We start from the raw sequence: 14589 nt of genomic DNA, 5'->3' as shown, positions 1-14589 counted from the left end.
GGCTCATGTGGACATGGCCCATGCGGACGATGCGCGGACTTTTGTGTGCCGTCGCCGCATGGTTGCCATCGCCCGCCGTCGCCGATGACCTCGACGCGGCAAAGCTCAGCAGCAATCTCGATCTGGCGTCGCTCAGCAACGCCGATCTTGCCTCAAGGTCGATCACCCCCTTCCAAATGGGCGATGTCGAACTGACCTCGGGCCGCATCGTTGCCAGCGATCCGCTGGTCGGACCGGACCGTCCGGCCTTCGTCAGGACCGTTCCGCCCGGCAACTATCCCGTGACACTCTATCAAGCCTTTAGCCGCATTGCCGCCGCCAGCCTGCGGTTTGGTCCGGGCAAGCCGGTGCGCTGGGAGCTGGCGGTGATTGCCGGCCAGGATATCAAATCGCTGAAGGGCGACGAGTTCTTCGGCTATCCGGTCGATGCCGGTCTCGGCTGCTACATGGATGCCGACACCTATGCCCTGATCCAGGAGCGGGAGCAGCAGGTCCGCGCCGAGAAATCCTCTGCCGACATCAATTATTACGACGATATCCTGGCGCCTGAGATCAAGGTGAACGACGACAAATATGTCATGCATCGGCCGCTGGCCGGCAAACGCGGCAATGTCGCGGTCTTCTGGAGCGGTTGGGGCGACGGTTTCTATCCCGTCTTCTGGGGGCTCGATGCCAATGGCCGTCCCCTCGTGCTGTTCACGGATTTCGGGGTGACCGAAAATGCCGACGGCCAGCGCGAACCGGGGGGCGAGTAATGGCAAGATTAGTCCCCCTGCACTGGGCGATGATGGTGTTCATGGCGATCCCAACGCTGGCGCACGCCGGCGAATGCGTGCAGGAAAAGGCTGTCTATGGCGACATGGACGATGCCTATGAGCTGCGTTTCGAGCCGGCAGGCCCGGCGGCGGCCGTCAGCAATAAATTCAAGTTCGCCGTCCGTAACACGTCGATCGTGGCGGAGGGCGTGATCATGCGCTCGGACGATGGGCCGCACGCCAATGGCACGATCATGTTTAATTGCCCGGAAGGCGATGTGACGGGCGCCGATCTGCGCGCCTGCACCGTCTGGCAGGGCATGGTCTATGCCTCGGATATGAAGGGCGACATCAGTGTACTGCCGATGGAGGGCGCAGGTGCCGCGGCGCGGCTGTTTCTGCCGGCGCTCGGACCCTCGATCCGGCAATCGATCATCTGGGGCAAAGGCAAGGCGACCGTCGCTCCCTGGGATGTCCTGACGCTGAAAGGATGCGACGAATGACCGACAAGTCTCCCGTTCTTCTCGTCACCGGCGGCAGCCGCGGCATCGGTGCCGCGGTTTCGATAGCCGCTGCCCGGCAAGGCTGGGCCGTTGCCGTCAACTATGCCTCCAACAAGGTGGCTGCGGAGACGGTGGTCGCGGCGATCCGCGATGCCGGCGGCGAGGCGATCGCGGTTGCCGGCGATGTCGGCGTGGCGACTGACATCCAGTCGATCTTTTCTGCCGTTGATCAGCATTTCGGCCGGCTGGACGGCCTCGTCAACAATGCCGGTATCGTCGATGTGCCGCAGCGCGTGGACGAAATGACGCCCGAGCGGCTTGAGCGCATGTTCCGCATCAACATCACCGGCTCGATCCTCTGTGCCGGGCAGGCCGTGCGTCGCATGTCGATCCGTCACGGCGGCAAGGGCGGAGCGATCGTCAATATATCGTCGATGGCGGCGATCCTCGGCTCGGCCGGCCAGTATGTCGATTACGCCGCCTCCAAGGGCGCGATAGACACCTTTACGATCGGGCTGGCGCGCGAAGTCGTGACCGAAGGCATCCGCGTCAATGCGGTGCGCCCCGGCATCATCGACACGGATATCCATGCCTCCGGCGGGTTGCCGGACCGCGTGCGTGACTTGAGCCCGACCATTCCGATGCAGCGGGCCGGCACAGCGGATGAAGTTGCCGACGCGGTCCTCTACCTGTTGGGCTCCCAGGCATCCTATATAACGGGCTCAATCCTCAATGTGAGCGGCGGCCGGTAAGCGGAGAAGGCGGATACTATGCAGTATGTTTGGGAATTCCTCGGCCTGATGGCCGTATTTTCGATCTTCATCGTCGTTCCGGGCGCCGACTTTGCGGTGATCCTGCGCCAGAGCATCGTGCATGGCCGCCGCGCGGCGATGATGACCGGTCTCGGCATGGGCTTCTCGCTGCTCTTCCACATCAGCTACACCATCCTTGGCCTCGGCCTGATCGTCTCGCAATCGCTGATGCTGTTCAGCGCGATCAAGTGGGCCGGTGTGCTCTATCTCGTCTATCTCGGCATCAAGTCCTTCCGCGAGCCGGGTTTCAACGTCAAGGAAATCGAGATCACCGACGAGGACCGCAAGCCGGTGTCCGTCTGGCGTTGCCTGGCGACGGGCTTCATCACCAATGCGCTCAATCCGAAGCCGGTGCTGTTTTTCCTGTCGCTGTTTTCGACGCTCGTGCATCACGATACGCCGGCGCTGATCCAGTTCAGCTATGGCATCGGCATGGCGACGGCGCTGGTCGCCTGGTTTGCCGGCGTCTCCGTCTTCTTCACCGTCAAGCCGATCCGCGAACGTTTCATCGCCAGCGGCAAATGGTTCAACCGCATCACCGGCGCCGCACTTGTCGGCTTCGGCATCCGCCTCGCCATGGCGCGGGCGGCAGATTAACTCGAGCATGATCCCGAAAACTGCGCAGCGGTTTTCGGATAAGATCATGCTTAATCAAATAATTAGAGTGTCATGACGCTCTAGAGATACAAAACAAGGAAATTAAGCCATGTCCTACGATGTGATCATTATCGGAACCGGCCCCGGTGGCTATGTCTGCGCCGTCAAGGCTGCACAACTTGGCCTCACGGTCGCGGTCATTGAAAAGCGTGCCACCTATGGCGGCACCTGCCTCAATGTCGGCTGCATTCCGTCCAAGGCGCTGCTGCACGCGTCCGAAGTGTTCCATCATGCCGGCCATGGCATGGATGCGCTCGGTGTCGAAGTCGCGGCGCCGACGCTCAACCTTCCGAAGATGATGGCGCACAAGGATGCGACCGTGAAGTCGAACGTCGACGGCGTCGCCTTCCTCTTCAAGAAGAACAAGATCGATACCTTCCAGGGCACCGGCAAGATCGTGTCCGCCGGCAAGGTTTCCGTCACGGCCGAAGACGGCACGGTGACCGAGATCGAGGGCAAGAACATCGTCATTGCCACCGGCTCCGACGTTGCCGGCATTCCGGGCGTGCCGCTCGAAATCGATGAGAAGGTCATCATCTCGTCCACCGGCGGTATCGCGCTCGACAAGGTGCCGGAAAACCTGATCGTGGTCGGCGGCGGTGTCATCGGCCTCGAACTCGGCTCGGTCTGGTCGCGTCTCGGCTCCAAGGTCACGGTGGTCGAATATCTCGACAACATCCTCGGCGGCATGGATGGCGAAGTCTCCAAGCAGTTCCAGCGCATGCTCGCCAAGCAGGGCATCACCTTCCATCTCGGCGCCAAGGTTGTCGGCGTCGAAAAGTCCGGCAAGGGCGCAAAGGTCACTTTCGAGCCCGTCAAGGGCGGCGACAAGGTCGTGCTCGACGCCGATGTCGTGCTGGTTTCCACCGGCCGTAAGCCTTACACGGCGGGCCTCGGCCTCGAAGAAGCCGGCGTTGCGCTCGACAATCGCGGCCGCGTCGAAATCGATGGCCACTTCAAGACCAATGTTGCCGGCATCTATGCCATCGGCGACGTGGTGAAGGGTCCGATGCTGGCGCACAAGGCGGAAGACGAGGGCGTAGCGCTCGCCGAAATCCTCGCCGGCCAGGCGGGCCATGTGAATTACGATGTTATTCCGAGCGTCGTCTACACGCAGCCGGAAGTCGCCTCCGTCGGCAAGACCGAGGAAGAGCTGAAGGCGGCGGGCATCGCCTACAAGGTCGGCAAGTTCCCCTTCACCGCCAACGGCCGTGCTCGCGCCATGCTGGCGACGGACGGCTTCGTCAAGATCTTGGCAGACAAGGAAACCGACCGCGTTCTCGGCGGCCATATCGTCGGCTTCGGTGCCGGCGAGATGATCCACGAGATCACCGTGTTGATGGAATTCGGCGGCTCCTCGGAAGATCTCGGCCGCACCTGCCACGCGCACCCGACCATGTCGGAAGCCGTGAAGGAAGCCGCACTCGCGACCTTCTTCAAGCCGATCCATATGTAAATTGTAAGAAGACGTCTGTTTTGATGTGAGCGGCGGCTGTGATGACGGCCGCCGCTTTCCTTTGCCGGTTGGCCTGGCGAATTGCCGCAGCTGCTGTTTGTGTGCCTTGCTGTGTGTCGATCGTGCTAGGTTGTGGCAACTGAGGCAGCGGATGAGACGATGTCGACAAAGCCAATAATGATTGAACCACGTATGCCACACCCCGCATTGCCGGGTGCGGATTGGGCGGATTGTTTTGAGCTGCAAGTTCCGACATCGGATTTCACGGCGATCGCTGCTGCGGGCATGATACTCGACCATTTTCCGCTCTGGGTGCGGTCATTGCTCAGGCTGCGCGACGCAGTGACTGGCGTTTTCGGCCTGAAATCCTCCGAGTATCGTGCACCGGGCGGGGCGGAGATGGTCGGTTTCTTCCCGGTTGTCAGCAAATCGGACAACCAGATCGTTCTCGGATTCGATGACAAGCATCTCAATTTTCGCGTCGTGATTGATGTGCGGGATGATGGTGAGGGACGCCGGCTCGTCGATGCGACGACGCTGGTGAAGCGGAACATCCTGCTCGGTAAGATCTATCTCGCCGTGATTGCACCATTCCACCGGCTGATTGTCCGGACGATGCTGATCGATTTTGGCAAACGAATGGGCGCGCTCAGTCGACCGCAGTCACCGTAAAGCCCTGCTTGCGCAGCAGCGCCACCAATCCCTTGTCGCCGGCCAGGTGGAGCGCGCCGACAGCCATGAAAACGTTGCCATTGGTGAGGATCGGGGCCGCGCGTTCGGCCATCACCTTGTTGCGGTCGAGCACGATGCGCTGCTCGAAGGTGCCGGCGTCGTCGTCGGACAGATTCTGGTCCGGGTCGATGGTCTTCAGCATCGGCATGATCGCGCCGACATTGCCGGCGAGGTAGAGGTCGGTCATCGTTTCGTTGATGTCGTTGATCCTGTCGCCGAGCTCCAGCGTCTGCATCAGCGATTTCAGGTGCAGCTCGATCGGCAGGTCGCTCATCGCCTTGGCCTGTTCGGCGAGCGTCTCCAGACCCTTGACCTGTTTGCCGGCCGCAGTGGCATCGGCGGCAAGTTTCTGATCGAGGAATTTCACGCCGGACGCCTTGCGGCGGATTTCGCAGCCGGTCATCTGGAAAGAACTTGAAATCAGCCAGGGCTGCATGTGGGAGACCGCGACAAGCGGCACGCCGCGCTGTTTCAGAGCCGCTTCCAGCCGCGTATTGTCCTCGGGCGAGAGATGCTGGCCGATGGTTCCGCCGTTCGGCAGCATGGTCAGCGACGGATTGATGAAGAGGGCGGCCGCTGCTTTCTTATCGTCGAGGATTTCATCGGATTCGACGATGATCGTATCGGCCGCGGCGCTGGCCTCGGCAGCACCCTTCGGCATGGTCGTTACGCGCGTGTCGCTGACATGCATGGTGCCGAGCAGCCAGGAGGGCTTCAGGCCGGGTTTTTCGATTTTCCAGAAGATGCCTTTGCCGTTCGCCACCTTGTCGCCATCGGCAAGGATAGAGGCATATTTCGCGGGATCGCTCTTCTGCAGGTCGGTCATGAGGTTCTTGCCGCCGCAGCTGTCCGACGCGGTTTCGTCGGCATGCGCCGGCATTGACGACAACGCCGCAACGATCAGCGCGATCACCAGCATCACCGGAAACGCCGTCGCCAGCCAGAGGAGAATATCACCAGGCCTCGGTGCCGTCAGCCGCGCCGTCTTGATCCCGAGAGCAGATATCATCCCAACCTTCCAAAAAAAGCAGAACATATGATCCCGAAAGCCACGAAGCAGCGTCCGGACAGGATCATGCCGAAACTGGTCTCTGCTCTATCCGCCCGAAGCGCATATTCCCTTAACGCGAGGGGTTAACGCTTTGTTACGCGCGTGGATGAGCCCGATCGTAGACTTCCAGCAGACGGGAGGAATCGACACCGGTATAGACCTGCGTCGTCGATAGGCTGGCATGGCCGAGCAGCTCCTGGATCGTGCGCAGATCGCCGCCACCTGCAAGCAGGTGCGTGGCGAAAGAATGGCGCAGCGCATGCGGCGTCGCCGTGTCCGGCAGGCCGAAGGCGCTGCGCAGCTTCTGCATGCCGCGCTGGATGATGCCGGCCTGCAGTTTTCCGCCGCGCGCGCCACGGAAGAGGGGGGAGCCGGCGCCGAGATGATAGGGGCAGATCGCGCGGTATCTCTCGACCGCCTCGACGACGATGGGCAACAGCGGCACCAGCCGTGTCTTGTTGCCCTTGCCGGTGATACGCAGCGCCGTCGCGCCGGGGCGGATATCGTCCGGCGTCATGTCCAGCGCCTCGGAGATGCGCAGGCCGCAGCCATAGAGCAGGGTCAGCACCGCCGCGTCGCGCGCGGCGATCCAGGGTTCATCATGCATCTGCGCCTCGTCGCTGACGACGGTGATGGCCTGGGTGTCCGACAGCGGTTTCGGCAGCGATTTCGGCTGCTTCGGCGAGCGGACCGCGGCCGCACCCGCGGCATTCACCAGGCCTTTCTTTTCGAGATAGCGCAGCAGCGAACGAAGGCCGGCGAGATTGCGCCCGAGTGAACGCGCGCCGGCGCCATCCTTGCGGCGCGCGGCGAGAAAACCGCGGAAATCGGCGGGCCGCAGCGCTTGGATATCCTTGATGCTTGCCGGACCACCAAGATGCCCGGTGAGAAAGGTCAGGAATTGCCGGGTGTCGCGCTCATAGGCATCCAGCGTGTGGGCGGAAAGCCGCCGTTCCTGACCAAGCACCTCCAACCAGCGGCTGCGCTCGTCCATCAACTTGGGGTCGGCTATGATCAACAACTCGTTCAGTGGAAAACCCCTTGAATTCCAAAATCATTCTGCCACTTTGAAGTGGGGAAGGTTATGGAATCGCTAACAATCCTACTGCGCCGCGCTTCCTTTGCGTGCGGAAAGAACACAGTAGTCCTTTTCAACTGCGTATAAGCTGCTCCTTAAATCAAATCGGATTTAAGTGGTTATGCGCGAGGCGCTTGTCATGCTTCGATCATATTCGATTGCGATAGAGTACAACCCAACCATCCAGGGCATTTCATGGCACGTCGCGGTTCGATAACTGCATTGGGACAACTTGCAGAAGCGATCGCTTTGGTGTCCCAGGGCCAGCCCGGACATATCGTCGATACGCTGATTGCCGAGCGCGGCCAGAAGATCGTTCGCAACCCGCTCTGGCCGGTGATGCGGCCGTTTCTTTATACGCTGCTGCGCTACAACAAGGCGATCGAATTCGCCGATGACGTCGCCAAGCTGCCGGGCTTCCAGTGCTTTGAATATATGAGCGATCTGCTGAAGCTCGATATCGGCGTGACCCATGCCGAGCGCATACCCGCTTCGGGTGGGTTCATCCTCGTCAGCAACCATCCGACCGGCATTGCCGATGGTGTCGCCGTCTTCGATCTCCTGAAGTCGCGCCGGCCCGACATGATGGTGTTTGCCAATCGCGATGCGGTGCGGGTCAATCCGCGCTTTTCCGAGATGATCATCCCGGTCGAATGGCGCGACGAATACAAGAGCAAACTGAAGACGCGCGAGACCTTGCAGCTGACCAATCGCGCCGTTGCCGAGGGCAAAGTCACCGTGCTCTTCCCGTCCGGCCGCATCGCCTATTGGGCAAACGGCAGACTGAACGAGCGACCCTGGAAGACCTCGGCCGTGGGCCTTGCGCGCAAATACAATCTGCCGATCCTGCCGGTGCATCTGACGGCGCGCAATTCCGGACTGTTCTACTGGTTCGCCAAATGGTCGACGGAGCTGCGCGACATGACGGTGTTCCACGAACTTCTCAACAAGCGCGGCGACCGCTTCGACTTCCTGATCGGCAATCTGATCCCGGCCGAGCACCTCGACGGCGACGTCAATGAGGTCACCAAGGCGCTGGAGAAGCACACGGTCTTCGATCTGGCTCGTGATGGTGATGCGAGGTTTGCGCCGCTCAGCGCGCCGGTTGCGTCTGCGGATATGGTGGCCGAGGTCAGGGAACATTCCGCATGAGCGCTGTTGTCAGCGATGAGACGTCCTCATTGAGGGCAACCTTGTTGAATGACCTCGCCGCCATGATCGCAAACGCCGAATCGGCGAGGCCCGTTCGCGTTGCGATCGACGGGAGGACGGCATCCGGTAAGACAACGCTGGCGAACGAATTGGCCAGTTGTCTCTCGGTCAAAGGCAGGGACGTTATTCGCACATCGATCGACGGCTTCCACAGGCCAAGGGTGGAACGCTATGCACGCGGGCGGCAATCGGCCGAGGGCTATTATTATGATGCGCGCGACCTTCCCGCCATCGATGCGCTGCTTCTCAGTCCCCTGGGGCCTGACGGTGATGGCTGGTACCGCACGGCGTCCTTCGACCTCGATAGCGACCAGCCCGTCGAACAAGCCCCGCAATTCGCTTCGGCGGACGCCATCCTCATCGTGGATGGCACCTTTCTGCAGCGGTCCGAGCTGCGCGACGGATGGGACTTGGCGATCTTCGTCGAAACCTCGGAACGTGTCTCTGAGCAACGGGGCATAGATCGCGATGCCGCGCACTTGGGCGGAGCGGAGGCCACACGTCAGCTTTATGCGGATCGGTACCGGCCGGCTTTTGATCTCTATGAGCGCTTGTGCGCGCCTGCGTCTGTTGCCGATGCAATTTTCAACAATGACAATTTCTATCATCCTGCTCTCCGGATTAGGGGAGATGGCAGGCTTTCTGCAGCATCGCGAAATCTCTGATATTCACGGAATTAGGTAGCAGGATGTCACTAACCGGGACGGGGCATTTATGGCAACTTTGCGCCAGAAGCGATCACCAGCTTGTTAGGTAAAACAACCTGTCCGGAAACATGGGGCAAGCCCACTCATGCCGTGTGATGGGAATGTTATGATCTCATCTGCGTCAACATGGCTGATATTGTATGCAGCAGTTTTGAGGTAGTGCTCCCTCACGATAGATAATGTCAATTAATAGCCTGGAAATATCTGAAATGTGGGATTGGTTCCCTATAGTCTTCTTTCCGCTCAAGCTTCTCGTGTTAGGCACGGGGATGTTCTTCGCCATCAAGTGGCATCACGATCAAGAGAAGAAGAAATAACGAAACCAGCGGACCGTAAGCGCCCGTTGATTAGAGAAGCGCCGCCCATTTGGTCCGCTTAGGGCCAATAGCGGTCATTGGTGGCATTGCTACATAGGGCCCTGATATTCAGGGTAGCTTGCGGACCGCCCGCATTTTGCGAGCAGTCAGGAACCACTCCCGGGTTTTCTTTTGCCGCCGCTCGGGGCATGGTCTGGCGCAATGAGTAAAGATTCTTCCGATCTGTTCGGTGCGCTGTTCGAGGCTGCGCCCGCTAAAGCAGTGATGACCCGTACGGTCCCGGTTCTGGTGCCGATGCCGGCGCCGAAACCTTATTCCTATGCGGTGCCGGAAGGCATGGCGGTCGAGCCCGGCTCGGTCGTGCAGGTGCCGCTTGGGCCGAGGCAGGTAATCGGCGTCGTCTGGGATGGTGGCGACGAAGGTGGTGTCGATCCGAAGAAGCTCCGGCCGATCAGCCGTGTCTTCGATTGCCCACCGCTTGCCAAGGAGATGCGCGATTTCATCGACTGGGTCGCGGCCTATACGCTATCGCCGCCCGGCCTTGTTGCTCGCATGGCGCTGAGGGTCCCGGCTGCCTTCGATCCCGAGCCGATGGTCGAGGGCCTGCGCTTTGCCGGTGGCGTGCCGGAGCGGCTGACGCCGGCGCGCGCGCGGGTGATGGAGATGGCGAATGACGGTCTCTCCTGGACGCGCACGGGCCTCGCGCATGCCGCGGGCGTTTCGACAAGCGTCATCGACGGGCTGATCACGCAGGGCGTCTTCGAAACCGTGTTCCTGCCGCCACCGCCCCTCGTTGCCAAGCCGGATCCGGATTACGCCGCCTCGCGGCTCGAAGGCCCGCAGCGCGAAGCGGCCGATGAGATCCTGGCCGAGGTGCGTAAACAGGAATTCTCCGTCTCGCTCATCGATGGCGTTACCGGCTCGGGCAAGACCGAGGTCTATTTCGAGGCGATCGCCGAGACGCTGAAGCGTGGCAAGCAGGTGCTGATCCTGTTGCCGGAAATCGCGCTGACGGCGAGTTTCCTGGAGCGGTTCCAGGATCGTTTCGGCGCCAAGCCGGCCGAATGGCATTCTGATCTGGCGCCGCGCACGCGCGAAAAGGTCTGGCGGCAGGCGGTGACCGGCGAGGTTCGCGTTGTTGCCGGCGCGCGCTCGGCGCTGTTCCTGCCCTTCGAGGATCTCGGCCTGATCATCGTCGATGAGGAACATGATCCCGCCTACAAGCAGGAAGATCGCGTCTATTATAACGCTCGCGACATGGCGGTGGTGCGCGGCCGCATCGCCGATTTCCCGGTCGTCCTGGTCTCGGCGACGCCCTCGGTCGAGAGCCAGGTCAACGGCCAGAGCGGGCGCTACAGCACCATCCATCTGCCGACGCGCTTTGGCGACGCGGCAATGCCGGACCTGCATCTGGTTGATATGCGCCGGCACGCGCCGGAGCGCGGCGGCTTTCTGTCGCCATTGTTGATCCGGGCGATCGGCAAGACGGTGGAGAAGGGGCAGCAATCGCTGCTGTTCCTCAACAGGCGCGGCTATGCGCCGTTGACGCTCTGCCGGGTCTGCGGCCATCGTTTCCAGTGCCCACAATGTTCAAGCTGGCTGGTGGAGCACCGGTTTCGTGGTCAGCTCCAGTGCCATCAATGCGGCTATGCCGAGCGGACGCCGGAAGCATGCCCGGAATGCGGCACGCTCGACCATCTCGTCGCCTGCGGGCCAGGCGTCGAACGCATTGCCGAAGAGGTGGAACGGCATTTTCCCGATGCGCGGACGATCGTGCTGTCCTCCGATATCATGGGCGGCGTCAAACGGCTGCGGCTGGAGCTAGACGCCATCGCCAAGGGCGAGGCGGATATCGTCATCGGCACGCAGCTCGTCGCCAAGGGACATAATTTCCCGCTGATGACGCTGGTCGGCATCGTCGATGCCGATCTCGGCCTTGCCAATGGCGATCCGCGCGCCGCCGAGCGGACATTCCAGCTCCTGTCGCAGGTGACCGGCCGCGCCGGGCGAACCGGCCTCAAGAGCCACGGCCTGCTGCAGACCTACCAGCCGCAGCACCCGGTCATGCAGGCGATCGTTTCCGGCGACGCCAGCGCCTTCTACGAGCGCGAGATTTCCGAGCGGGAGAGGGCGGTGCTGCCACCTTTCGGGCGGCTTGCCTCGATCATCGTCTCGGCCGAAACGCGCCAGGACGCCGAGACCCACGCGCGCGGCATGCGCAGCGCCGCACCGCAGGTGCAGGGCATCTCCGTCCTCGGGCCGGCGGAAGCGCCGCTCGCTCTGGTGCGTGGCCGCCATCGCTTCCGCCTGCTTGTGCACGGCAAGCGCAATTCCGACATGCAGGGATTTCTCAGGGCCATGCTGGCGCAGGCGCCAAAGGAGCGCGGGTCGGTGCATGTGCAACTGGATATCGATCCGCAGAGCTTCTTGTGATTCCTGTCCACAGCGTCGCCGCCACGTCTTCCCCTGTTCCGCCGGATCATGCCATATGTCGATCTGTTCATATGGTTGATTTGATTTGGGCTGATTTGGGGACGATCGATGGAGTTCTATTTTCCGACTGATCTGGGCGAGCGGCTTGCCTATTGCTCGGCGGCTTTCACGGCCTTCATTGGTCTCGTTGTGATGTTCGCGCCGGGCTACACCTATCGCTTTCTTCGGCTGCAGGTGCGCGAGGGGCGAACGGAGGCCTATGCCGAGGCCCGCTCGGCCGGCGGTTTCTACCTCGGCTTCGGGGTGGTTGCGATATTGCTCGCCCAGCCGATGATCTATCTGGCGTTGGGCGCGTCCTTTGCGATCGCCGCCTTCGGCCGGATTCTCTCGATCATGTCCGACCGGGGAAGTGCATGGCTCAATCTGCTGCTTGTGGTTGTTCAGGCGGCAATGGCCGCTCTACCGCTTCTATACGGCTTTGGTTATATTTGAGCCAAAATCGGGCATGCGCTAGCCGTTATTAGCTGCGCTATCCCCATGCTTCTGAACTTTTGCCATCATAAATTCACTCGAATGGCGTATTCGGCCAATACGCGTGTTGCGAGTCTCAATATCCTATGTTAGACGAACCCCGAATTTCGGATGCGGCAGGAGGAAGCTCCTGTTGATTTCTGGGGGAAATCAAAACGAATTCAAGAGCATGTGGCTTCCGTGCCCCGGAAGCCTAATTCTTGGGTTGAAATCAGGGAATTTTGTGCCCGTGGCAGACACATCCCAGCATATTTCTGGTGTTGCAGAGCGATATGCCTCGTCATTGTTCGAGCTAGCCCTTGAGGAGGGCGCTGTTCCGGCAGTGACCGCCGATCTCGATCGGTTTCAAGCCATGCTGGATGACAGCGGTGATCTGAAGCGTTTCATCTCCAGCCCGGTCTTTTCGGCCGAAGAGCAGGTTGGCGCGGTTCAGGCTCTGGCGGCCAAGGCAGGCTTCGGCGCCTATTTTACCAATTTCCTCAAAGTCGTGGCAAAGAACCGGCGCCTTTTTGCGCTGCCGGGCATGATCAAGGCTTTCCGTATTATTGCCGCGCAGCATCGCGGTGAAGTTTCCGCCGAGATCACCTCGGCTCATGCGCTGACAAAGGCGCAGGAAAATGAATTGAAGGAGGCGCTGAAGGGCGTTACCGGTAAGGACGTGACGATTGCCGTCACGGTCGATCCGTCGATCCTGGGTGGTCTGATCGTTAAGGTCGGTTCGCGTCAGATCGATACGTCCCTTCGCACCAAGCTCTCTACCCTTAAGCTTGCATTGAAAGAGGTCGGCTGATGGATATCCGCGCCGCGGAAATTTCCGCAATTCTGAAAGATCAGATTAAAAATTTCGGCCAAGAAGCCGAAGTCTCCGAAGTCGGCCAGGTTCTTTCCGTCGGTGACGGTATCGCCCGTGTCTACGGTCTAGACAATGTCCAGGCCGGCGAAATGGTCGAGTTCCCCGGCGGCATCCGTGGGATGGCCCTGAACCTCGAATCCGACAATGTCGGCGTGGTCATCTTCGGCTCCGACCGCGACATCAAGGAAGGCGACACCGTCAAGCGTACCGGCTCGATCGTCGACGTTCCGGTTGGTCCGGAACTGCTCGGCCGCGTCGTTGACGCGCTCGGCAACCCGATCGACGGCAAAGGCCCGATCAACGCGACCCGCCGTTCGCGCGTCGACGTCAAGGCTCCGGGCATCATCCCGCGCAAGTCGGTTCATGAGCCGATGTCGACCGGCCTCAAGGCCATCGATGCGCTGATCCCGGTCGGCCGCGGCCAGCGCGAGCTGGTCATCGGTGACCGCCAGACCGGCAAGACCGCCATCATTCTCGACACGATCCTGAACCAGAAGGCCATCCACGATGTCGGCCCAGACAGCGAAAAGCTGTACTGCGTCTACGTCGCCATCGGCCAGAAGCGTTCGACCGTTGCTCAGTTCGTCAAGGTGCTCGAAGAGCGCGGCGCACTGAAGTATTCGATCATCGTTGCCGCAACGGCGTCCGATCCGGCTCCGATGCAGTTCCTGGCACCGTTCGCCGGTTGCGCCATGGGCGAATATTTCCGCGACAACGGCATGCACGCGCTGATCGGCTATGACGATCTGTCGAAGCAGGCCGTTTCCTACCGCCAGATGTCGCTGCTGCTGCGCCGCCCGCCGGGCCGCGAAGCTTATCCGGGCGACGTTTTCTACCTGCATTCGCGTCTCCTCGAGCGCGCTGCCAAGATGAACGACGAATTGGGCGCCGGTTCGCTGACCGCTCTGCCGGTCATCGAAACGCAGGGCAACGACGTTTCGGCCTTCATTCCGACCAACGTGATCTCGATCACCGACGGCCAGATCTTCCTCGAAACCGACCTGTTCTATCAGGGCATCCGTCCGGCCGTTAACGTCGGTCTGTCGGTTTCGCGCGTCGGTTCGTCCGCGCAGATCAAGGCGATGAAGCAGGTTGCCGGCTCGATCAAGGGCGAACTTGCCCAGTATCGCGAAATGGCCGCCTTTGCTCAGTTCGGCTCGGATCTCGATGCCGCAACGCAGCGCCTGCTGAACCGTGGTGCACGCCTGACCGAACTCCTGAAGCAGCCGCAGTTCTCGCCGCTGAAGGTGGAAGAGCAGGTTGCGGTGATCTTCGCCGGCGTCAACGGCTACCTCGACAAGATCGCCGTTCCGCAGATCGGCAAGTTCGAGCAGGGTCTGCTTTCCTACCTCCGCTCGGAAGGCAAGGAGCTCCTCGATACGATCCGCACCGAAAAGGCCATCAGCGACGCGACCAAGGGCAAGCTTACGGCTGCTCTCGACAGCTACGCCAAGTCTTTCGCCTGATCGGACCTCACTTCTAGGACGGATAC

General features: G+C 61.0%; 14 protein-coding genes. 12 read left to right on the top strand and 2 right to left on the bottom strand.

Going from position 1 to position 14589, the window contains the following annotated elements:
• Positions 1 to 5: 5 nt before the first annotated feature.
• From EX00_RS29950 to EX00_RS29925, 6 genes are all read left to right on the top strand, one after another.
• Positions 6 to 755, top strand: a complete 750-nt coding sequence (locus EX00_RS29950) for a DUF4241 domain-containing protein (protein ID WP_047466063.1) — start codon at positions 6 to 8, stop codon at positions 753 to 755.
• Entirely contained in the window at positions 755 to 1258 is a 504-nt protein-coding gene (locus EX00_RS29945; RefSeq protein ID WP_047466062.1) for a hypothetical protein, read from the top strand. Before EX00_RS29950 ends, EX00_RS29945 begins: the two co-directional genes overlap by 1 nt.
• Entirely contained in the window at positions 1255 to 2010 is a 756-nt protein-coding gene (locus EX00_RS29940) for an SDR family oxidoreductase (protein WP_047466061.1), read from the top strand. Before EX00_RS29945 ends, EX00_RS29940 begins: the two co-directional genes overlap by 4 nt.
• Positions 2011 to 2028: 18 nt before the next feature.
• Positions 2029 to 2667, top strand: a complete 639-nt coding sequence (locus EX00_RS29935) for a LysE family translocator (RefSeq protein ID WP_047466059.1) — start codon at positions 2029 to 2031, stop codon at positions 2665 to 2667.
• A 109-nt stretch (positions 2668 to 2776) separates the two neighbouring features.
• A complete protein-coding gene (lpdA, locus tag EX00_RS29930) occupies positions 2777 to 4183 on the top strand; it encodes a dihydrolipoyl dehydrogenase (RefSeq protein WP_047466056.1) in 1407 nt (468 codons plus the stop codon).
• Between the two features lie 159 nt (positions 4184 to 4342).
• On the top strand, positions 4343 to 4855 hold the full coding sequence (locus EX00_RS29925) for a DUF2867 domain-containing protein (RefSeq protein WP_047466048.1): 513 nt from the start codon (positions 4343 to 4345) through the stop codon (positions 4853 to 4855).
• Here EX00_RS29925 and EX00_RS29920 read toward each other — a convergent pair.
• Positions 4833 to 5924, bottom strand: coding sequence for a TraB/GumN family protein (locus EX00_RS29920; protein WP_047466046.1), 1092 nt, complete (start codon positions 5922 to 5924; stop codon positions 4833 to 4835). The two genes, EX00_RS29925 and EX00_RS29920, sit on opposite strands and share 23 nt — an antisense overlap.
• 136 nt (positions 5925 to 6060) lie before the next feature.
• Positions 6061 to 6996, bottom strand: a complete 936-nt coding sequence (locus EX00_RS29915; RefSeq protein ID WP_047466044.1) for a tyrosine recombinase XerC — start codon at positions 6994 to 6996, stop codon at positions 6061 to 6063.
• A gap of 243 nt (positions 6997 to 7239) precedes the next feature.
• Here EX00_RS29915 and EX00_RS29910 point away from each other — a divergent pair, with 243 nt between their 5' ends.
• From EX00_RS29910 to atpA, 6 genes are all read left to right on the top strand, one after another.
• On the top strand, positions 7240 to 8196 hold the full coding sequence (locus tag EX00_RS29910) for a GNAT family N-acetyltransferase (protein WP_047466042.1): 957 nt from the start codon (positions 7240 to 7242) through the stop codon (positions 8194 to 8196).
• Positions 8193 to 8921: a nucleoside/nucleotide kinase family protein gene (locus EX00_RS29905; RefSeq protein ID WP_047466040.1), complete on the top strand. Its 729-nt coding sequence runs from the start codon at positions 8193 to 8195 to the stop codon at positions 8919 to 8921. The genes EX00_RS29910 and EX00_RS29905 overlap by 4 nt, the downstream gene beginning before the upstream one ends.
• Before the next feature lie 560 nt (positions 8922 to 9481).
• Entirely contained in the window at positions 9482 to 11713 is a 2232-nt protein-coding gene (locus tag EX00_RS29900; protein ID WP_047466038.1) for a primosomal protein N', read from the top strand.
• A gap of 108 nt (positions 11714 to 11821) precedes the next feature.
• Complete coding sequence (locus tag EX00_RS29895; RefSeq protein WP_047466036.1) at positions 11822 to 12205, top strand: AGROH133_08824 family phage infection protein; 384 nt, start codon at positions 11822 to 11824, stop codon at positions 12203 to 12205.
• Between the two features lie 262 nt (positions 12206 to 12467).
• Entirely contained in the window at positions 12468 to 13034 is a 567-nt protein-coding gene (locus EX00_RS29890) for a F0F1 ATP synthase subunit delta (RefSeq protein ID WP_047466034.1), read from the top strand.
• Complete coding sequence (gene atpA / locus EX00_RS29885) at positions 13034 to 14563, top strand: F0F1 ATP synthase subunit alpha (RefSeq protein ID WP_047466032.1); 1530 nt, start codon at positions 13034 to 13036, stop codon at positions 14561 to 14563. The genes EX00_RS29890 and atpA overlap by 1 nt, the downstream gene beginning before the upstream one ends.
• The last annotated feature ends 26 nt before the right edge of the window (positions 14564 to 14589 follow it).

Origin of the sequence: Martinezella rhizogenes, assembly GCF_000799715.1 — a bacterium.
Taxonomy (GTDB): domain Bacteria; phylum Pseudomonadota; class Alphaproteobacteria; order Rhizobiales; family Rhizobiaceae; genus Rhizobium; species Rhizobium rhizogenes_C.
This window is presented reverse-complemented; position numbering and strand designations above follow the sequence as displayed.